The 19454-nt window shown below is 71.4% G+C and carries 24 protein-coding genes; 10 read left to right on the plus strand and 14 right to left on the minus strand.

The annotated features are described in order from the left end of the window. Positions 1-61 precede the first annotated feature (61 nt). Genes def through ACWGPE_RS17150 form a run of 3 tightly spaced genes read right to left on the minus strand, consistent with a single transcriptional unit; the run spans position 62 to position 5388 of the window. Positions 62-553: a peptide deformylase gene (def, locus tag ACWGPE_RS17140; protein ID WP_231431217.1), complete on the minus strand. Its 492-nt coding sequence runs from the start codon at positions 551-553 to the stop codon at positions 62-64. A gap of 10 nt (positions 554-563) precedes the next feature. Further along, the gene (locus tag ACWGPE_RS17145) at positions 564-1946 is read right to left on the minus strand and encodes a MinD/ParA family ATP-binding protein (protein WP_374201124.1); all 1383 of its coding nucleotides are present in this window, start codon (positions 1944-1946) and stop codon (positions 564-566) included. A gap of 37 nt (positions 1947-1983) precedes the next feature. After that, entirely contained in the window at positions 1984-5388 is a 3405-nt protein-coding gene (locus ACWGPE_RS17150; protein ID WP_452049148.1) for a pyruvate carboxylase, read from the minus strand. Positions 5389-5463: 75 nt separating this feature from the next. Between ACWGPE_RS17150 and ACWGPE_RS17155 the strand changes: the two genes are divergently transcribed. Then, positions 5464-6297, plus strand: a complete 834-nt coding sequence (locus tag ACWGPE_RS17155; protein ID WP_231431219.1) for a ParA family protein — start codon at positions 5464-5466, stop codon at positions 6295-6297. A gap of 81 nt (positions 6298-6378) precedes the next feature. Here the strand turns inward: ACWGPE_RS17155 and ACWGPE_RS17160 are convergent, their stop codons facing one another. From ACWGPE_RS17160 to ACWGPE_RS17180, 5 genes are all read right to left on the minus strand, one after another. Next, positions 6379-6924 carry a MerR family transcriptional regulator gene (locus ACWGPE_RS17160; RefSeq protein ID WP_304504451.1) on the minus strand — a complete coding sequence of 182 codons (546 nt, stop codon included), beginning with the start codon at positions 6922-6924 and terminating at the stop codon, positions 6379-6381. Positions 6925-7035: 111 nt separating this feature from the next. After that, the gene (ftsR, locus tag ACWGPE_RS17165) at positions 7036-7725 is read right to left on the minus strand and encodes a transcriptional regulator FtsR (protein ID WP_275505893.1); all 690 of its coding nucleotides are present in this window, start codon (positions 7723-7725) and stop codon (positions 7036-7038) included. After that, positions 7725-8138 (minus strand): FHA domain-containing protein, encoded by a 414-nt coding sequence (locus ACWGPE_RS17170; protein ID WP_231432343.1) that lies wholly within the window; start codon positions 8136-8138, stop codon positions 7725-7727. Before ACWGPE_RS17170 ends, ftsR begins: the two co-directional genes overlap by 1 nt. Before the next feature lie 107 nt (positions 8139-8245). After that, positions 8246-8869 carry a CDP-alcohol phosphatidyltransferase family protein gene (locus ACWGPE_RS17175; protein ID WP_275505894.1) on the minus strand — a complete coding sequence of 208 codons (624 nt, stop codon included), beginning with the start codon at positions 8867-8869 and terminating at the stop codon, positions 8246-8248. A gap of 33 nt (positions 8870-8902) precedes the next feature. Then, positions 8903-9352 carry an NUDIX domain-containing protein gene (locus tag ACWGPE_RS17180; RefSeq protein WP_231431221.1) on the minus strand — a complete coding sequence of 150 codons (450 nt, stop codon included), beginning with the start codon at positions 9350-9352 and terminating at the stop codon, positions 8903-8905. 59 nt (positions 9353-9411) lie between these two features. On the opposite strand from ACWGPE_RS17180, the gene ACWGPE_RS17185 reads away from it, so the two are divergent. From ACWGPE_RS17185 to ACWGPE_RS17195, 3 genes are all read left to right on the plus strand, one after another. Next, positions 9412-9783 carry an RNA-binding S4 domain-containing protein gene (locus ACWGPE_RS17185; protein WP_231431222.1) on the plus strand — a complete coding sequence of 124 codons (372 nt, stop codon included), beginning with the start codon at positions 9412-9414 and terminating at the stop codon, positions 9781-9783. Between the two features lie 78 nt (positions 9784-9861). Next, complete coding sequence (locus tag ACWGPE_RS17190) at positions 9862-10155, plus strand: GNAT family N-acetyltransferase (protein WP_231431223.1); 294 nt, start codon at positions 9862-9864, stop codon at positions 10153-10155. Then, entirely contained in the window at positions 10155-10841 is a 687-nt protein-coding gene (locus ACWGPE_RS17195) for an NAD(P)H-hydrate epimerase (protein WP_231431224.1), read from the plus strand. The genes ACWGPE_RS17190 and ACWGPE_RS17195 overlap by 1 nt, the downstream gene beginning before the upstream one ends. Before the next feature lie 29 nt (positions 10842-10870). On the opposite strand, the gene ACWGPE_RS17200 is transcribed toward ACWGPE_RS17195, so the two are convergent. Further along, a complete protein-coding gene (locus tag ACWGPE_RS17200) occupies positions 10871-11605 on the minus strand; it encodes an aggregation-promoting factor C-terminal-like domain-containing protein (RefSeq protein WP_231431225.1) in 735 nt (244 codons plus the stop codon). A gap of 258 nt (positions 11606-11863) precedes the next feature. Here ACWGPE_RS17200 and ACWGPE_RS17205 point away from each other — a divergent pair, with 258 nt between their 5' ends. Further along, a complete protein-coding gene (locus ACWGPE_RS17205; protein ID WP_275505896.1) occupies positions 11864-12280 on the plus strand; it encodes a YchJ family protein in 417 nt (138 codons plus the stop codon). A 227-nt stretch (positions 12281-12507) separates the two neighbouring features. Next, the gene (locus tag ACWGPE_RS17210; RefSeq protein WP_376930426.1) at positions 12508-13152 is read left to right on the plus strand and encodes a GTP pyrophosphokinase; all 645 of its coding nucleotides are present in this window, start codon (positions 12508-12510) and stop codon (positions 13150-13152) included. Positions 13153-13170: 18 nt separating this feature from the next. Here the strand turns inward: ACWGPE_RS17210 and ACWGPE_RS17215 are convergent, their stop codons facing one another. After that, the gene (locus ACWGPE_RS17215; RefSeq protein WP_231431227.1) at positions 13171-13842 is read right to left on the minus strand and encodes an ArsR/SmtB family transcription factor; all 672 of its coding nucleotides are present in this window, start codon (positions 13840-13842) and stop codon (positions 13171-13173) included. 64 nt (positions 13843-13906) lie between these two features. Here ACWGPE_RS17215 and ACWGPE_RS17220 point away from each other — a divergent pair, with 64 nt between their 5' ends. Then, positions 13907-14698, plus strand: coding sequence for a hypothetical protein (locus tag ACWGPE_RS17220; RefSeq protein WP_452049149.1), 792 nt, complete (start codon positions 13907-13909; stop codon positions 14696-14698). Then, on the plus strand, positions 14692-15504 hold the full coding sequence (locus tag ACWGPE_RS17225; protein WP_452049150.1) for an isocitrate lyase/PEP mutase family protein: 813 nt from the start codon (positions 14692-14694) through the stop codon (positions 15502-15504). The genes ACWGPE_RS17220 and ACWGPE_RS17225 overlap by 7 nt, the downstream gene beginning before the upstream one ends. Here the strand turns inward: ACWGPE_RS17225 and ligD are convergent. Genes ligD through ACWGPE_RS17240 form a run of 3 tightly spaced genes read right to left on the minus strand, consistent with a single transcriptional unit; the run spans position 15493 to position 17393 of the window. Continuing rightward, positions 15493-16530, minus strand: coding sequence for a non-homologous end-joining DNA ligase (ligD, locus tag ACWGPE_RS17230; RefSeq protein ID WP_275505900.1), 1038 nt, complete (start codon positions 16528-16530; stop codon positions 15493-15495). The two genes, ACWGPE_RS17225 and ligD, sit on opposite strands and share 12 nt — an antisense overlap. 51 nt (positions 16531-16581) lie before the next feature. Further along, positions 16582-16860: a DUF2277 domain-containing protein gene (locus ACWGPE_RS17235; RefSeq protein ID WP_231431231.1), complete on the minus strand. Its 279-nt coding sequence runs from the start codon at positions 16858-16860 to the stop codon at positions 16582-16584. A gap of 17 nt (positions 16861-16877) precedes the next feature. Beyond that, complete coding sequence (locus ACWGPE_RS17240; protein ID WP_275505901.1) at positions 16878-17393, minus strand: nitroreductase family deazaflavin-dependent oxidoreductase; 516 nt, start codon at positions 17391-17393, stop codon at positions 16878-16880. A gap of 165 nt (positions 17394-17558) precedes the next feature. On the opposite strand from ACWGPE_RS17240, the gene ACWGPE_RS17245 reads away from it, so the two are divergent. Then, entirely contained in the window at positions 17559-17801 is a 243-nt protein-coding gene (locus ACWGPE_RS17245; protein ID WP_452049151.1) for a hypothetical protein, read from the plus strand. 36 nt (positions 17802-17837) lie between these two features. On the opposite strand, the gene ACWGPE_RS17250 is transcribed toward ACWGPE_RS17245, so the two are convergent. Continuing rightward, positions 17838-18755: a YihY/virulence factor BrkB family protein gene (locus tag ACWGPE_RS17250; RefSeq protein ID WP_275505902.1), complete on the minus strand. Its 918-nt coding sequence runs from the start codon at positions 18753-18755 to the stop codon at positions 17838-17840. A 66-nt stretch (positions 18756-18821) separates the two neighbouring features. Between ACWGPE_RS17250 and msrA the strand changes: the two genes are divergently transcribed. Beyond that, positions 18822-19397 (plus strand): peptide-methionine (S)-S-oxide reductase MsrA, encoded by a 576-nt coding sequence (msrA, locus tag ACWGPE_RS17255; protein ID WP_374201125.1) that lies wholly within the window; start codon positions 18822-18824, stop codon positions 19395-19397. Positions 19398-19454: the final 57 nt, after the last annotated feature.

The raw sequence follows: 19454 nt of genomic DNA on the forward strand, positions 1-19454 counted from the left end.
GTCGTGTTCGGGCCGACCGGCACGAGGCCCCACGACGGATGCCTCGGCGCGACGTCGATCGTCAGAACCAGTCGGACTCGCGGATCTCCTTCATCGCCGCGCGACGCTCGTCGTTCTCGAGCCGGTCGAGGTAGAGCAGTCCGTCGAGGTGATCGGTCTCGTGCTGCAGCGCCTGCGCCATGAGACCGGTGCCCTCGAGCACGAGCTCGTTGCCGTCGAGGTCGATGCCGCGCACCTTCGCGTAGGGGTGGCGAGGCGTCTTGTGCCAGAGTCCGGGCACCGAGAGGCATCCCTCGTCGATGAGCTCCTTCTCACCCGACACCTCGACGATCTCGGGATTCAGGATGTACCCGACCTCGCCGTCGACGTTGTAGCTGAAGGCGCGCAGGTTCACGCCGATCTGGGATGCCGCGACGCCGGCCCGCCCGGGCAGCTTCACGCTGTCGACGAGGTCGGCGACGAGCGCGCGCACGCGATCGTCGACCTGTTCGACGGGGGCTGAGACGGTCTTGAGGACGGGGTCGCCGAACAGGCGGATGGGACGCTCTGGCAATGTTCTCCGATCAGTGCCCGCGGTCGGCGGGCAGGCCTTCCACCACGAGGGCGGCGAGTTCGCGCGCCGCATCGCGGGTGACGGGGCGCAACTGGTGCCAGTTCACGACCGAGCCGGCCGCGAGCTGGGGGTCGTACGGAATGCGCACGATCTCGCGCACACGCGACTGGAAATGAGCCTCGATCTCGTCGACCTTGACGAGGTGGGTGCCCTGCGTGGCGAGGTTGATCGCGACGACCGCGTTGCGGACGAGTTCGCCGTAGCCGTTCGCCTCGAGCCAGGTGAGCGTCTCGGAGGCGAGCCGCGCCTCGTCGACGCTGCCGCCGGAGACGATGACGATCGAGTCGGCGCGCTGCAGCGTCGCCCGCATCACCGAGTGCACGATGCCCGTGCCGCAGTCGGTCAGGACGATCGAGTAGTACCGGGCTGCGAGCCCGGCGACCACGTTGTAGTCGTTGTCGTCGAACGCCTCGGAGAGGGTCGGATCGGTGTCCGATGCGAGGATGTCGAGACGGGTCTCGTCGCGCGAGACGAATCTCGAGAAGTCGGTGTACCCACCGATCGACGAGGCCTTCGCGACCACGTCGCGCACCGTCTCGCGGGTCTGGCGGTCGACCCGCTCGGCGAGCGTGCCGCGGTCGGGGTTCGCGTCGATCGCGATGACGCGGTCGTCACGGGCGTCGGCGAGGGCCATGCCGAGGAGCGCGGTGATGGTCGTCTTGCCGACACCGCCCTTGCGGGTGAGCACGGGCACGAACCGCGCGCCGCCCTCGAAGCGCTTCTGGATGCGCTGGTTCATCGCCTTGTGCGCGCGGACCTTGGCGGAGTCGCCGAGATTCACGAGGTGCAGGGATGCCTCGTACAGGAACCGATTGAGTCCGCCTTCGGGCGCGGGCCGGGTGGTGCGGTTCACGTCGATCAGGCGATCGGGTGTCAGCGAGTCGGGCGTCTCGGGAACCTCGGTCGGCGCGCCCGGCTCGGGACTCTCGGCCATCGCGACGTCGCCGCTCGCGGGCGCGATGTGGTCGAGCTCGGTGTCTCGCGCGCGCTTCGTCGCATCGGCGGCGAGCAGCGCGCTGTACGGCGACGCCTCGCGGTGCACGGCGCCTCGCCCGGCCGGGAGGCCGGTCGCGAGGATCGGGACGGACCGGGTGCCGGTGTCGGCCGACGCGATGGCGCCCGGATTCACCGACACGTCGTCGATCGCCACCGCGACCTCGTCTTCGGGCACCTCGTGCACCGGCGCCGGCGGCAGGTCGACCCTCAGGTCGAGATCGGGGCGCGCGGCGTGCGCACCGGTCGACCCCGACACCGGGATGCGGTCGACGGGGCCGGTGCGTACACCGACGCCACGTCGGCCAACCGGACCCGGATCATGCGTCTCGTCAGCCACCGATACCCCTCCTCATCAGTGCCAATCCACGCCAAGCCTAGCGTGCGCGCACGACGACGAGCAGATCACCCGCCTCCACCTGCTGGGTCTTGGGCACGGCGACGCGCTCCACGACGCCCGCGATCGGCGAGGTGATGGCCGCCTCCATCTTCATGGCCTCGATCGACGCGACGCTCTGACCCGCGGCGATCTCGGCGCCCGGCTCCACCTGAAGCGTCACCACGCCGGAGAACGGCGCGGCGATCTGGCCCGGCTGCGAGGCATCCGCCTTCTCGGCCGTTCGCGTCTCGACGGTGATGCTGCGGTCGCGGACGAACACGGGGCGGAGCTGGCCGTTGAGGATCGTCATGACGGTGCGCATGCCCTTGTCGTCGGCCTCGCCGATCGCTTCGAGCCCCGCGTAGAGCCGGACGCCCTTCGCGATCTCGACCACGTGCTCGGAGCCGGCACGCAGGCCGTACAGGTAGTCGGCGGTGTCGACGACCGAGAGGTCGCCGAAGAGCTCGCGGATCTGCTCGAACTGGCGGGTCGGCGCCGGGAAGAGCAGGGCGTTCAGGGTCGCGCGACGCGTGGCACTGTCGGCTTCGAGCGCCGCGCGCTGGTCGGCCGTGAGCTCGGTCACGCCGATGCGGATGTCGCGCCCGGCGAGCACCTTCGTGCGGAACGGCTCGGGCCAGCCGCCGGGCAGGTCGCCGAGTTCGCCCGCCATGAAGCCGATGACCGAGTCGGGCACGTCGTACTTGTCGGGATTCACGGCGAAGTCGGCGGGGTCGGCCTTGACCGCGGCGAGGTGCAGCGCGAGATCGCCGACCACCTTCGACGAGGGAGTGACCTTCGGCACCCGGCCGAGGATCTTGTCGGCGGCCGCGTACATGTCCTCGATGAGCTCGAAGTCATCGGCGAGGCCGAGGGCGATCGCCTGCTGGCGGAGGTTCGACAGCTGGCCGCCCGGGATCTCGTGGTGGTAGACGCGGCCGGTGGGGCCGGGCAGGCCCGACTCGAACGGCTTGTACAGGCGGCGGACCGCCTCCCAGTACGGCTCGAGGTCGCTCACGGCGTCGAGCGAGATGCCCGTGTCGCGCTCGGTGTGCGCGAGTGCCGCGACGAGCGACGAGGCGGAGGGCTGGCTCGTGGTGCCCGCCATCGGCGCGCTGGCCACGTCGACCGCGTCGACGCCTGCAGCGCTTGCGGCGAGGAGCGTCGCGAGCTGGCCGCCGGCGGTGTCGTGCGTGTGCAGGTGCACGGGGACGTCGAAGCGCTCGCGCAGGGCGCTGACGAGCTTCGCCGCGGCCGACGGACGGAGCAGTCCCGCCATGTCCTTGATCGCGAGCACGTGCGCACCCGCGCCGACGATGTCGTCGGCGAGCCGGAGGTAGTAGTCGAGCGTGTAGAGGTCTTCGCTCGGGTCGAGCAGGTCGCCCGTGTAGCAGAGCGCGACCTCGGCGAGGCTGTGACCCGTCTCGAGGACGGCGTCGATCGCCGGCCGCATCTGCGAGACGTCGTTCAGCGCATCGAAGATGCGGAAGATGTCGACACCGGTCGCGGCGGCCTCGCGCACGAACGCGTCGGTGACCTCGGTCGGGTACGGGGTGTAGCCGACCGTGTTGCGACCGCGGAGCAGCATCTGGATGTTGATGTTCGGCAGCGCCTCCCGCAGGGCGGCGAGGCGCTCCCACGGGTCCTCGCCGAGGAAGCGGAGGGCGACGTCGTAGGTCGCGCCGCCCCAGGCCTCGACCGACAGCAGCTCGGGGGTGAGCCGGGCGACGTACGGCGCGACGGCGACGAGGTCCTTCGTGCGAACCCGCGTCGCAAGCAGCGACTGGTGGGCGTCGCGGAAGGTGGTCTCGGTGACCGCGAGCGGCGTCTGCGCGCGGAGCGCGGCCGCGAAGCCCGCCGGCCCCAGCTCGAGCAGCCGCTGGCGCGAGCCGTCGGGTGCGGGCTGCGAGAGGTCGATCTCGGGGAGCTTCTCGACCGGGCTCACGCTGATCGGCGCGGGGCCGTTCGGCTGGTTGACCGTGACGTCGGCGAGCCAGTTGAGGATCTTCGTGCCGCGGTCCTTCGAGACGCGCCCGCGCAGCAGCTGGGGGCGCTCGTCGATGAACGACGTGCTGAGGTCGCCGGCCACGAACGCCGGGTCTTCGAGCACCGCCTGGAGGAACGGGATGTTCGTGGAGACGCCGCGGATGCGGAACTCGGCCAGTGCACGCTTCGCACGCGCGACGGCGGCGGTGTAGTCGCGGCCTCGGCAGGTGAGCTTGGCGAGCATCGAGTCGAAGTGCGGGCTGATCTGTGCGCCCGGGTTGATGGTGCCGCCGTCGAGGCGGATGCCGGCGCCGCCGGGCGAGCGGTAGGTGGTGATCTTCCCCGTGTCGGGGCGGAAGCCGGCCGTCGGGTCTTCCGTGGTGATGCGGCACTGGAGCGCGGCGCCGCGGAGCCTGATCGCTCCCTGCTCGAGGCCCAGCTCGGCGAGGGTCTCCCCCGCCGCGATGCGCATCTGCGAGACGACGAGGTCGACATCGGTGACCTCCTCGGTCACGGTGTGCTCGACCTGGATGCGCGGGTTCATCTCGATGAAGACGTGCTGCCCGGCCCGCTCGCCCGCGGTGTCGAGCAGGAACTCGACGGTGCCGGCGTTGACATAGCCGATCGACCTCGCGAACGCGATCGCGTCGCGGTAGAGCGACTGGCGGACGTCGTCGGAGAGATTCGGCGCGGGGGCGATCTCGATGACCTTCTGGTGGCGGCGCTGCACCGAGCAGTCGCGCTCGAAGAGGTGCACCGTCTCGCCCGTCGAGTCTGCGAGCACCTGCACCTCGATGTGACGGGGACGAAGCACGGCCTGCTCGAGGAACATGGTGGGGTCGCCGAAGGCGCTGTCGGCCTCGCGCATCGCCTCTTCGAGCGCGGCGCGCAGGTCGTCTTTCGAGTCGACCCGGCGCATACCGCGACCGCCACCGCCCGCGACGGCCTTCGCGAAGATGGGGAAGCCGATCTCGTCGGCCTGGCCGACGAGCGTCTCGATGTCGCGCGAGGGCGGCGTCGACTTCAACACCGGGACGCCGGCGGCGATCGCGTGCTCCTTCGCCGTGACCTTGTTGCCGGCCATCTCGAGCACGTGCTTCGGCGGGCCGATGAAGGCGATGCCGGCCTCGGCCGCGGCCTGGGCGAGCTCGGGGTTCTCGGACAGGAAGCCGTAGCCCGGGTAGATCGCGTCGGCGCCCGACTCCCTCGCGACGCGGATGATCTCCGACACGTCGAGGTAGGCGCGAACCGGGTGCCCGGGTTCGCCGATCTGGTACGCCTCGTCGGCCTTCAGCCGGTGCAGCGAGTTGCGGTCTTCGAACGGATACACCGCGACCGTCTTCGCACCGAGTTCGACGGCGGCGCGGAACGCACGGATGGCGATCTCACCGCGATTGGCAACCAGGATCTTCGTGAACATGCAAGCCTTTCCGAACGGAATCCGCACAGCGAACGTTTAGGTATCGCCCGAGCACTAAAGGTAACGTATCTGTTCGTGCACGTTCTCTCCGTCAGCTCCCTGAAAGGCGGCGTCGGCAAGACCACTGTCACGCTCGGACTGGCGTCGGCGGCCTTCGCTCGCGGCGTCCGTACCCTCGTCGTCGACCTCGATCCCCAGTCCGATGTTTCGACCGGCATGGACATCCAAGTCGCCGGTCACCTGAACGTCGCCGACGTGCTCGCGTCTCCGAAGGAGAAGATCGTCCGCTCGGCGATCGCGCCGAGCGGCTGGGCGCGTCAGAACCCCCAATCGACCATCGACGTCATGATCGGCAGCCCGTCTGCGATCAACTTCGACGGGCCGCACCCGTCGATCCGCGACATCTGGAAGCTCGAGGAGGCGCTCGCCAACGTCGAGGCCGACTACGAGCTCGTGCTCATCGACTGCGCCCCCTCGCTCAACGCCCTCACCCGCACCGCCTGGGCCGCGAGCGACCGCGTCGCCGTCGTCACCGAGCCCGGCCTCTTCTCGGTCGCGGCCGCCGACCGTGCGCTGCGCGCCATCGAGGAGATCCGCCGCGGTCTCTCCCCCCGGCTGCAGCCGCTCGGCATCATCGTCAACCGCGCTCGCGTGCAGTCGCTCGAGCACCAGTTCCGCATCAAGGAGCTGCGGGACATGTTCGGCCCGCTCGTGCTGAGCCCGCAGCTGCCCGAGCGCACCTCGCTGCAGCAGGCGCAGGGCGCCGCGAAGCCGCTGCACATGTGGCCGGGCGAAAGCGCGGAGGAGATGTCGGCGAACTTCGACCAGCTGCTCGACCGAGTGCTGCGCACGGCCCGGATCGCCGACGACGCCGACGATCAGCTCGCCGTCGAGTCGCACGCGATCTGACCGCTCGACGACTTGCCGCGGCACCCGCCGAGCGGGCCCCGAGTATGACGCCGTGTGACATCGCCCGGCCGGGCGATGGCCTCAGGAGATCTTGCGCGACTTCGCGCCGCGGCGCGCCGCGAGCTCGTCCATCGGATCGGACGGCTGCGTGTCGAGCTCGACGAGCGTCGACTCGACCTCGCGGAGCACCTTGCCGACGGCGATGCCGAAGACGCCCTGTCCGCGGTTCACGAGATCGATGACCTCGTCGTCGGAGGTGCAGAGGTAGACGCTCGCGCCGTCGCTCATGAGCGTCGTCTGCGCGAGGTCTTCGACGCCGGCCTCGCGCAACTGCGTGACCGCGGTTCGGATCTGCTGCAGCGAGATGCCCGTGTCGAGCAGGCGCTTCACGAGCTTCAGGACGAGGATGTCGCGGAAGCCGTAGAGCCGCTGCGAGCCGGAACCCGCCGCCCCTCGCACGGTCGGCTCGACGAGCTGCGTGCGCGCCCAGTAGTCGAGCTGGCGGTAGCTGATTCCGGCGGCCCGGGCGGCGATCGCACCGCGATAACCGGTGCCGTCCTCGTACTCGGGCATCCCGTCGGTGAACAGCAGGCCGAGGTCGTAACGCGAGCGCACGGTCTCACTCATCGATTCGCCCCTCACTTCTGCTCCGCCACCTCGGCGACGCGAGTTCCACGCTACCGAGGCGAGGGGTCCGCGCCAAACATATCGGGCCGATCGTCACGGCGTGTCGCGCGATCATCTGGACAGGCGTTCGAGCGACGCCCGCAGGATGCTCGAATGAACCGTCTCGAGCGCGGTCGCGAGTTCGCGCCCCCGCTCGCCGGCGCGGGCCTTGCCCGCGGCGTCGGCCCGGCGGGACGGCGCGATCGCACGCTCGATGAGCGCCGCCTCGCGCTCGGCCGCGGCACGCACGCCGCGCAGGTGACGGGGCTCGATTCCGACCTCGCGCAGCGCGACGAGGGCGCGCAGCACACCGAGCGAATCCTCGGCGTAGTGCTCTGCCGCCGGAAGCACCGACGCCGAGACCGCGTCGTCGAGGAGCGCCGCACTCGCACCGGCCGCGGTGATCAGCTCGGCCCGGTTCATGCGCTTCGCGGCGAGGAATCCGGAAGCGCTCGCGGCACCGGGGAGTGCCGGCGTCTCACCGGCGTCGATCGCCTCGAGGTGCGCGCGGATGACCTTGAGCGGGAGATAGTGGTCGCGCTGCATGGACAGCACGACGGTGATGCGCTCGACGTCGGCGGACGAGAACTTGCGGTACCCGGCCGCCGTTCGCGCCGGTGACACGAGGCGCTGCTCTTCGAGGAACCGCAGCTTCGACGGCGTCAGCTCGGGGAACTCGGGCTGGAGTCGCGCGAGCACCTGGCCGATGCCGAGCAGTGGCGCCTGGTCGCTCGCGTGCCTCGACGCCGCGGTGCCGGCCACTACTCGCTCGCGACCGGAGCCAGGTCGCGCCGGGAGGCGTAGAAGGTGAGGCGGAACTTGCCGATCTGCACCTCGGCGCCGTCGGACAGCAGCGCCGTCTCGATGCGCACGCCGTCGAAGTAGGTGCCGTTCAGCGAACTCAGGTCCTTGACTTCGAACGCGGTGCGATGCCGCACGAACTCGGCGTGCTTGCGCGACACCGTGACATCGTCGAGGAAGATGTCGGCGTCGGGATGACGCCCCACGACCGTGACATCGGTGTCGAGCAGGAACCTCGCACCCGTGTTCGGGCCGCGCCGCACGACGAGCAGCGCCGAGCCCGACGGCAGCGCCGCAATGGCCTCGTGCTCCTCAGCCGAGATGTCGGCGTCGACCGCGCCGAGCTGGGCCGCCGCTTCACGGCTGAACCCCATCGTCGAGTCGACGGCGTTGTCGGCCACCGGCTGCGACGAGGTGTGCGCATGCTCGAACTCGGCCTCGCCCGCCCCGTCGGCCTGTGTGTTGTCGGTATCCGCCACGGCTAACCTCCCTCTTCCAGCGTATCGGATCGCGAGTCGCCTGCCACCCGTGGAATACGGATGACCCGTGCGGTCTCGATCGCGTAGATGACACCCGCCCACCAGTAGAGGAACGCGCCCCACAGGGTGATCGCCCAGCCGACGGGTTCGCTGACCGGGGCGACGGCGGGGAATGCCGCCCCGAGCATGATCACCGGCAGGCCGAAGAACAGGGCGAACGTCGCGACCTTGCCGAGCTGGTGCACCGGCAGCGGTCCGAAGCCGTGGTTCGCGAGCACCACCCCGAGCACCAGCAGGAAGACGTCACGGGCCACGATCACCACGACGATCCACCAGGGCACGAGCTGCTGGGCTGCGAGCCCGATGAGCGCGGCGAAGATGTAGAGGCGGTCGGCGGCCGGATCGAGCAGCTGTCCGAGCCGGGTCACCTGGTCGAGGCGCCGGGCGAGATACCCGTCGGCCAGATCGGTGAGGCTCGCGACGACGAGCACCACGAGCGCGAGGACGTTGTCGCCGATGACCAGGCACACCAGGAAGACGGGCACGAGGGCCAGCCTGAGCATGCTCAGGATGTTCGGGATCGTCCAGATCTCCGAACCGACGGCTCCCCCGCGCTCCCCAGCCACGCACCGATCCTATCGGGCGCCGGATGTCCCGCTTCAGAGCCGCGCGGCGAGGTCGGGCCACGCTTCGGCGAATCGAGGGTGGAGCGGCCGGCTCGCGACCGCGTCGATGGGCACCCACCGGAGCTCGATGCTCTCGGGGTCGCTCACGACCGGTTCGAAGCGCACGAGCGCGTCGGCGACGACGGTCGTGTACGACCAGAATCCGAGGTCGAGGATGCTCGTGAAGCGCACCGAGAGCGCCTCGGGCGGTACGCCGGCCTCCTCGCCGGCCTCGCGGATCGCGGCGTCGACGGCTGCCTCGTCCGCGTGCAGCGCGCCGCCGGGGATGCCCCAGGTTCCGCCGAAGTGGCTCCACTCCGCCCGGTGCTGGAGCAGCACCTCGCCCGCGGGACTCACGGCGAGCAGTCCGGCCGCGCCGTATCGCCCCCAGTAGCGGACGCCACCCGGCCCCTCGACCCACGCGTCTCCGCTCGAACCCGTCACCCCTCCAGCATGACGCATGCCGGCGGGTCTGCGAGGCGCGGCGGCCGTAGGCTGGAGCGATGGACGACCAGCGACCGGTGCGCATCGACGCATGGTTGTGGGCGGTGCGCCAGTACAAGACCCGCTCGGCGGCGACGGCCGCATGCCGTGCCGGGCATGTGCGCGTCAACGGCGAGCGGGTGAAGGCCGCCCAAGCCGTACGCGCCGGCGACGAGGTGCGGGTGCGCATCGCGGGATTCGACCGGCAGCTGATCGTGCGCCGCACGATCGCGAAGCGCGTCTCCGCACCGCTCGCCGCCGAGGCGGCCGAGGACCGCACCCCGCCGCCTCCCCCGCGGGCGGAGCTCCCGGCGACGATCGTGCGCGACCGCGGCGCGGGCCGACCGACCAAACGCGAGCGGCGCGACCTCGATCGACTGCGCGGGCGATGACCGGCCGCCGACGCCGCGGAGCGCGAACGGCCGGTGCCGCTGCCGCACGAGCGCGGGTCCGGGCGTAGCCTGTCGCTCGTGCACAAGGAACTCACCCACGAACCCGACGCGCGTCGCTATGTCCTGCGGGTCGACGGCACGATCGCGAGCGTGCTCGACTACCGGGTGCTCGGCGACGCCGTGGCCTTCACGCGGACGTTCACGAATCCGGCGTACCGCGGCTCGGGCCTGGCCTCCGAGGTCGTCGCGTTCGCGGTCGACGACGTCGAGGCGGGCTCGAACCGGCACATCGTGCCCAGCTGCTGGTACGTCTCGGAGTGGTTCGACCGGCATCCCGACCGGCGCGGCCTGCTCGATCCGCGGCTCGGCTGATGGTCGCGGGCTACAGCGCCGCACAGGTCCGCGCCGCAGAGGCGCCGCACCTCGCACGAGGCGAGCCGCTCATGCTCCGCGCGGCCGCGGCGCTCGCCGGGGTCCTGCGCGCTCGACTCGCCGGCCGGGCCGAGCGCTCGCCGCTCGTGCTCGTGCTCGCGGGATCGGGCGACAACGGCGGCGATGCCGTCTACGCGGCCGCCGAGCTCGCCGCAGAGGGAGTCGCGGTCGAGATCGTCCCCACCGGGTCGCGCATGCACGACGCGGCACGATCCGCAGCCGTCACGGCGGGCGCCCGGGTGCTCGACGGCGCCGACGCGTCGATCGTCGCCGCACGTGCCGGCGAGGCATCCCTGATCGTCGACGGGGTACTGGGGACCGGGACGAGCGCCGACCCCGCGCTGCGCGGGCGGGCCCGCGAGCTCGTCGCCGCCATCCTGCCCGTGCTCGCCCGGGTGCCCGGCCCCGAGGTCGTCGCCGTCGACCTGCCGAGCGGCATCGACCCCGACGACGGCAGCGTGCCCGACCCGACCGTGCTGCCGGCGACCGTCACGGTCACGTTCGGCGCGGCGAAGGCGGGGCTGCTCATCGAGCCCGGCGCCGACCTCGCCGGCGAGCTGCACGTCGTCGACCTCGGGCTCGGTCCCGAACTCGCGGCCTTCACCCCGCTCGTCGAGCGCGGCTGAGCCGGGTCACGGCACGCGCGACTGCGGACTCAGTACCAGTTGACGGCCTGCGAGTGCGACCAGGCGCTGCACGGCGAGCCGTACGACCGCGAGATGTAGTCGAGGCCCCAGGCGATCTGCGTCGCCGCGTTCGTCTGCCAGTCGGCGCCCATCGTGGCCATCTTGCTGCCCGGCAGCGCCTGCGGGATGCCGGTGGCACCGCTCGAGCCGTTCATGGCCGTGTACGACCAGCCCGACTCCTTCTGCCACAACTGGTCGAGGCACTGGAACTCGCCGTCGCCCCAGCCGTACGTGCTCGACGCCATCGAGCGGGCCGTCGCGCGGGCGCCGTCCGGCGTGTTCGCACGGGCGAGCGCCTCGGCGGCGGCCTTCGCCTTCTCGGCCTGCACGCGGTCGTACTCGGCTGCGGCCGCGGTCGCCTTCGCGACCTCGTCACGCGTTTCGGCGGTGAGGTCGGCGAGCTCGTCCACCGGCAGCAGTTCGTAGTCGCCGAGCGAGGCGACCGAGGCGGCGAGCTCCGACGTGTCGGTCTTGCCGTCGACGGCGGCGAGCGTCGCGCTCGCCGTCGAGAGGGTGTCCTCGGCGGTCGCGCGGGTGCGGGCTGCGGCGATGGCGCTGTAGGCGCCGAGCTGGTCGCGGTGCACGCCGGTCGCCTCGGTCAGGGCGGTCGTCGCATCGATCCGCTCCTGGGCGCTCACGGCGGCCTGCACGGTGAAGCCGGTGCCGACGACGAGCGCGACGCCGAACACCGCGCCGACGGCCATGAGGCGACGGCGGGAGCCGCGGTGACGACGGGCGGCACGGCGCGGGCGGTCGAGGGTGGGGTCTGCGGATTCGGTTTCGGGGCTGGGGGAAGTCTGGTTGCGCATAAGTATCTGAGCTGCTCGGATTCGGCTTTCGTTCGTGGGGGCGGCCCCGAGCACGGGCACAAGTCAGACACCCTGCCTGCCGATTCTGGACGGATCCTCAGTTCTCCCTGTGCGCTTCATGGGTGCACCCGCGAAACGCGCGATACTCGGAGGATGCTCCCAGCCGACGACGCCGAATTCCCCACCCCCGCCGCGGAGGATCGCTGCCCCTGCCTCAGCGGACTCCCGTTCGGCGAGTGCTGCGGACGTCTCATCGACGGCGAGGCTCATGCGCCGACCGCCGAACAGCTCATGCGCTCGCGCTACACGGCCTTCGTGATCGGCGCCGCGGCCTACCTGCTCGAGACCTGGCATCCCACGACTCGACCGGCCGCGCTCGAGCTCGACCCGTCGATCCGGTGGCTCCGACTCGAGATCGAGCGCGCCGAGCACGGCGGCCCGTTCGACCGGGAAGGACTCGTCGAGTTCACCGCCCACTACCGCCACCACGGTGAGCGCGGCAGCCAGCACGAGACGAGCCGTTTCGCCCGCCTCGACGGCCGCTGGACCTACCTCGACTCGGTCGTCTGAGCGTCGGCCGCAGCCGGGTGGCAGCCGACGGCGCGGCGGCGGGCGGCGCTCCGCTGCGGGCGAACGCGGCCGGGAATCAAAGCGAATCCAGAGCTTCGCCACCTAGCGTGGTGCTCGTGACTCCGCTCGACGGCACTCGTCCCACGAGGCATCCAGACGCCCCCGCCATGCTCACGCCCCGTGCCCAGCGCACGCTCGAGACCATCGACGGCCAGACCCTCGACGAGATGCGGGCGCTCCGCGACGAGACCGAGCGGTTCATGCTGCGCTACAAGTTCGGCATGGACGAGGTCATCACGAAGCTCTCGATCCTGCGCGAGGAGTTCAACCAGACGCACGACTACAACCCCATCGAGCACATCTCGAGCCGGTTGAAGAGCCTCGACAGCGTCATCGAGAAGATGGCGCGCAAGGGCATCGAGCCGAACTTCGACACGATCCGCGAGACGATCACCGACATCGCGGGCGTCCGCGTCACCTGCAGCTTCGTGTCCGACGCGTACCGCATCTTCGAGCTGCTCACCGCGCAGCGCGACATCCGGGTGATCAAGGTGAAGGACTACATCAAGGAGCCGAAGCCGAACGGCTATCAGAGCCTGCACGTCATCGTCGAGGTGCCCGTGTTCCTCTCGACGGGACCGCACCCCGTCGCGGTCGAGGTGCAGATCCGCACGATCGCGATGGACTTCTGGGCGAGCCTCGAGCACAAGATCTACTACAAGTACGACCGCCAGGTCCCGCAGGAGCTGCTCGACGGGCTGACCGACGCGGCCCACACCGCTTCCGAGCTCGACGCTCGCATGGAGCGCCTGCACCGCGAGGTGCACGGGGTGCCGCGGTTGCCGCACGTGCCCCGCGACATCGCGGTCTGATCCGCGGAGCCGCGCCGCTCAGGACTCGAACGCCACCCGGAGCTCGTCGCTCACGCGCAACGAACGGTCGCCCGGCACCCGCGCGACCCAGCCCGCCGAGAGCAGGACCTCGAGCACGTGCGCCCCGAGCGCGCCGGCGAGGTGCGGTCGTCGCTCGGTCCAGTCGAGGCAGCCCCGCACCGGCGGCCGACGGCCGGGGGCGGGCGCCGCCTCGAGCCGCAGTCGGCGCGCGACGGGGCCGTCGGTCGCGAGGATCATGCCCGATCCCCCGGCCTCGAGCGGCGTGATCGCCTCCTCGGCGACGAGCGCGTCCGCGATGCCGAGGGCGATCCGGCCGGCCAGGTGGTCGTAGCACGTCCGGGCCTCGGCGAGCCGTCGTGCGGTCGCGGACTGGCCGTACGAGGTGACCGGTCGCCGCGGCGCCAGCCGCTGCAACGACTCGATGGCGTCGGCGACATCGGCCCCAGCGAGCTCGAAGTAGCGATGCCGACCGAGCGCGCGCGCCCGCACGAGGCCGCCCTCGACGAGCCGGGCGAGATGCGCGCTCGCCGTGGGCGCCGACACGCGTGCGATCGCCGCGAGCTCGCCTGCGGGCAGCGCGCGCCCGTCGAGCAGGGCGACGAGCATGGCGGCCCGGGCCGGTTCGCCCATCAACCGGGCCGGGCTCGCGAGGTCGGCGTCGCCATCCATGTCCCCACGATACGACGAGGATGCTTCGCCCGACGACGAACGATCGCCGTCGTAGCGTCGGAGCATGCCAGTCATCCATGACCGATCCGACGTCGCCCGCATCCTCGACGACCCCGCCTGGCTCGTGCCGGAGCCGGGGCCGGGCGACTCCGCCTTCGCCCGGCTGCGCGTCGAGGCGTCCCGTTTCGCGAACGGCCGCACGCACGACGAACGACGCGCCCTGATCGACGTCCGCCTGGCGGCGATCGATCCCGAGCGACTCGCCCGAGCCGCCGCGGCGTCCGCCCGTGCCGCGCGCGCGGCCGGCGTCGACCGCGCCGAGGTCGCCCGTCGCGCCCCGGTCGAGACGCTCGCCGCCGCGCTCGGGCACACCGACCCAGCTTCGCCGCCCGACGCGGCGGCGATCGTCGCGGCGCCCTACGCGACCGGGGTCGTCGACGATGCGGCCGCCGTGGACGCCGCGGCCGAGCGACTGCTCGGCGCAGCAGCGCCGGGACGACATCGGGTGCTCGACGCGCAGTTGCTCGTCCAGGCGCACGCCGCGACCGGCGGGCTCATCGCCGCGGCACTGCGCCGCGCCGATGCGGTGCCGGCCGTTCCGACCGAGCACGTCGTCGCAGCGGTGCTCCGCGACGAGCCGCCCGTCCCCGCCACCCGCCGCCTCGCGCCGGCGGGCGATGGCTCGGCCGAGCATCTCGTCGAGCTCCGGTTCGGCGGCCCCGATCGCGAGGCCACCGCGGGTGCACCGCCGCGAACGCTGGCCTTCGGCGCCGGTCCGCGGCGCTGCCCCGCGCGGGATCACGCCGTGGCCGTGGCCGCGGCGGTCGTCGACGTTCTCCGGGAGCAGGAGTGCTGAGCCCCGCACGATTCCGCGAGCTGCACCGCCCGGGTGATCCGTTGCTGCTGCCGAACGCGTGGGACCTCGCGTCGGCCCTCACGCTCGCCGCGCACGGCGCCGAGGTGGTCGGGACGACGAGCCTCGGCGTGGCGGTCGCCGCCGGCGAGCCCGATGGCGCGGGTGCGACCCTTGCACCCACGATCGAACTCGCGCACCGCATCACGGCCGCCGGCATCGCCGTCACCGTCGACCTCGAAGCGGGGTTCTCCGACGATCCCGTCGCCGTCGGCGACGTCGTCGCGGAACTCGCCCGGGCGGGCGTCGTGGGCGTCAACCTCGAGGACTCGACGGCCCAGGGACTGACCGAGCCCGTGGCGTTCGCACGCAAACTGGCCGCCGTCGCCGCTGCGGCGCCCGAGCTGTACTTGAACGCGCGGACCGACGCGTTCTGGGTCGGCGCGCTCGACGGCATCGGAGCGCGGACGTCGGCATCGCTCGAACGGGCCCGTCGCTACCTCGACGCCGGAGCGACCGGCGTCTTCGTGCCGGGAACCCTCGACGACGGCACGATCGCGACGCTCGCATCCGGGATCACCGCGCCCCTCAACGTGCTCGCACAACCCGGGCGCGCGATCGGCGACCTCGCCGCCCTCGGGGTCGCCCGCATCAGCACCGGATCACTGCTGTTCCGAGCATCGCTCGCCGCGATCACGGCAGTGCTCGACGACGTCCGCCTCGGCGCTCCACCCGGAACGACCGCGCGGGCGATCCCCGACTACTCGGCCGCGGTCGCACTCGGCGTACGCCGGCCGTCACCCGGATGACTCGTCGTCGACCTTCTTCGCCCGGCTCGGCTGCACGCGAGTCGGCTCGCCCGGCATCTTGGGGAAGTCGGGCGGGAAGGGCAGCTCGCCGAGCCCGTCGTCGAGGTCGCGCCGCCACCATTCGAGCAGCGTGTCGATGCGACCCGGCCCATCGTGCATGCCCGCCCAGGGATCGCCCCGCTCCGCGAGACGCCGCGGCACCGTGCGGATCGTGTGCTCGGCGGGGTCCGTGCGCTCGAGCTCGGTCCACTCGAGGGGGCACGACACCGGGGCATGCGGCAGCGGGCGCGGGCTGTACGCGCCCGCCATCGTGCGGTCGCGGTTGGCCTGGTTGTAGTCGATGAAGATGCGGTCGCCGCGCTCCTCCTTCCACCAGTTCGTCGTGACCCGTTCGGGCAGGCGCCGTTCGAGCTCTCGGCCGAGTGCGATCACCGCGTGCCGCACGTCGAGGAACTCGTGCTCGGGTTCGATGGGTGCGAAGACGTGGATGCCTCGGCTGCCCGAGCTCTTCACGAACGCCGTCAGTCCGACCTCGCCGAGCAGGTCTCGGAGCGCCACGGCGACCGGCACCGCTTCGGCGAAGCCGGTGCCGGGTTGCGGATCGAGATCGATGCGCAACTGGTCGGGGAAGTCGCTGCGCTCAGCGCGAGACGCCCACGGGTGGAAGACGACGGTGTTCATCTGTGCCGCCCAGACGGCGGCGGCGGGCTCGTCGAGCACGAGCTGCGGGTGCTTGCGGCCGCTCGGGTAGGTGACCGTCACGGCGCGCACCCAGTCGGGGGCGCCCTTCGGCGGGTTCTTCGAGAAGAACTGCTCGCCGTCGACACCGCCCGGGAACCGCTGGAGCGAGACCGGACGGTCGCCGTTCGCCGCGATGAACGCGTCGCCGACCGCCACAAGGTATTCGGCGAGCTCGCGTTTCGTGATGCCGGCCTCGGGCCAGATCAGCCGCGTGGGACTGGAGACCCGCACGGAGCGTTCGCCGTGGGGCCCGGGAACAGTGAGCTCGATCGCATCGCCGGCCATGGCTGCGACGCTACCGGTTCGCACCGACGGAGCGCAGCCCCGGTGCGGGCATCAGGCGGGAATCGACTCGTACCTGCGTGCAGCGCGCGCCCTCGCCTTCGCCGCCTCGACGTCGCGATTCTTCGGCGGGGCGTTGGTGACGAGCTCGTCGAGCAGGTGCCTCGTGATGTGCGCGATCTCGGCCACGGCGCGGTCGAACGCCTCGGCATTCGCCTTCGACGGCTTCGTCGACCCGCTGACCTTCCGCACGAATTGCAGCGCGGCGGCATGCACCTCGTCGTCGGTGGCGACCGGCTCGAAGTTGTGGAGGGGATGGATGTTCCTGCACATGCGGTGCAGCCTACGCCTCAACGCCGAGGAACGCTCGGGTTCACCTCGTACGCGACCGGCTGCAGCAGAAAGAGACGTACGACTCGGCCCGATTCGCGCTCGTACGCCCGGTAGCCCGGCCACTGCGCCTCGATGCGCGCCCATGCCGCGTCGCGCCCCTCGTCGTCGATGCGGCTCGCGCGCACCGGCATCCGTCGCCCCCGCACGGTGATCGACGCCTCCGGGTGCGCGACGAGGTTGTAGGTCCACGCCGGGTGGCGATCGCGCGCGAAGCTCGTGCCCGCCACGATCGCCCGGCCATGGCCGTCGGGCGTGTACATGAGCGCCGTGTCGCGCGGTTCGCCCGATCGGGCGCCCGTGGTGTGCAGGACGAGCGACGGCACGAGGAGTGCGCTCAACTGCACTCGCCCGCCGCTCACCCAGCCGATCAGGCGCTCGATCGGCGGGAGGACCCGCGGGGCCGCCCAGCGGAACAACCGGGTGCGCGTGAGCGGAGAGACGACGGAGCGGACGAGGTGGACGACGGTGGGCATGCGCCCCATTCTGCATGGCCCGCGATCGGCTCGTCGAGGACGGGGTACGGCTCCTGCGGCGTCGAGACAGTCCGGATGGCAGAGCCCGCTGGGCGGCAGAGGTCAACCCCCTTGCTGCGGGCAGCTCACGACCTAGCGTGGAAGAGACGAGAGATCGGAGCAGTCATGACCGACCCGATGCGCCCCCGCGAACCCGCCGAGGGCGAGTACACCGACTCCGAACTGCCGGAGGACGCCACACGCGCGGCTCCGCTGCGGGACCACGACGCGGAGGCCGTGAGCGCCGAGCACGACACCGAGGCGATCGAGATCGACGCCGATGAGCACGAGGGCGATGTCGAGATCGACGAGGAGAGCGACGACGTCGAGATCGCCATCGTCCCGCCCGGGCGCGAGTTCCCGATCTGAGCCGCGACCGAGCCGGCTCGCCCGCCCGAAGCAGCTTCAGCTCCGCGGGCGGGACTCGACGACCTTGTGGTCGGCGACGATGTAGGCGCCCGCGATCAGGATGACCTGGCTCGAGAGATTCAGCCAGATCAGCAGGGCGATGAGGGCGGTGAACGACGCGAGCAGGGGGTTCACCATCGCTCCCCCCACGAAGAGCCCAGAGAGCACTTGGAGCCCGGTCAGGCCCAGTCCGCCCAGGAGCGCACCACGCCAGAGCGAGCCGGCTCGGACCCGGATGCCGGAGAGCAATCGGAAGAGGGCGGCGATCGCCGCGGTGTCGATCGCGAAGGCCAGCAGCACCGAGACGGTGCGCGTGAGTCCGTCGAACCATCCCGACCGCGTCGAGACCCCCAGCCAGTCGAACACCGTGCCCAGGGCTGCGGTGCTGGCCACCATGATGACCGCCGCGACGACGAACGCGGCACCGAATCCGATCGCGAACACGAAGTCGCGGAACATCAGCCAGCCGAAGAACCGCGGATCGTCGGGCTGCTCGGCGAGATCACGGAAGGCGACGCGCAGCGAGCCGATCGCCCCGATCGCCGCGCCGACGAGTCCGACGAGCGCCAGCACTCCCGCGACGCTCAGCGTCACGGGCTGGACGAGCTGCTCGGGCGTGATCACGCCGTCCTCGCCGACGAGCCCGGGGATCACGGCGTCGATCGCCCTCATCAAGGCGTCGATCGCCTCGGGCCTTCCGGCCAGCCACACCCCGGCGACGGCGAAGCCGAGGAAGGCGCCCGCGAACACGGAGAACAGCGCACGATACGTCACGCTGTCGGCGAGCATCGGGCCGTGGCGGGAGAAGTAGTGGACGATCGCCTGCACGAGTGTGAACCGGAGCGCCCACTCCCACACGCGTTGACCCCGGCGGACCAGCGCCTGCCAGAACGAATCCCCCTGCCGTGCCTCCACCGTGTCAGGCTATCGAGTGCGGCGGAACACGAACCACCCCCTTGTTGTTGAGGCATTCGGGCGGGTATGACGCCTCGCCCATCGAGAGACCAGGAGAGACACACCATGAGCACACGAACCGAGACCGCGATCCTCGCCGGCGGCTGCTTCTGGGGCGTGCAGGATCTCATCCGTAAGCGTCCCGGGGTGCTCGCGACCCGGGTCGGCTACACGGGCGGCGACGTGCCGAACGCGACGTATCGCAATCACGGCAGCCACGCCGAGGCGATCGAGATCGTCTTCGATCCCGAGCAGCTGGCTTACCGCGACCTGCTCGAGTTCTTCTTCCAGATCCACGATCCGTCGACGAAGAACCGCCAGGGCAATGACATCGGTACGAGCTACCGCTCGGCGATCTTCCCGACGACGCCCGAGCAGGAGCGTGTCGCTCGCGACACGATCGCCGACGTGGACGCCTCGGGGCTGTGGCCTGGACCCGCGACCACCGAGGTCTCCCCCGCCGGGCCGTTCTGGGAGGCTGAGCCCGAGCACCAGGACTACCTCGAGCGCTACCCGAACGGCTACACGTGCCACTTCGTGCGCCCGGGCTGGAAGCTGCCGAAGCGCGACGCCGAGGCACCCCGCGCCGGATCGATCGCGTAGCAGCGGGTCGCGCGCGGCCGAATGACGGAAGGACCGTGGCGGACGAACGTCCGCCAC

It is taken from the genome of Agromyces sp. NPDC055658 (assembly GCF_053618155.1).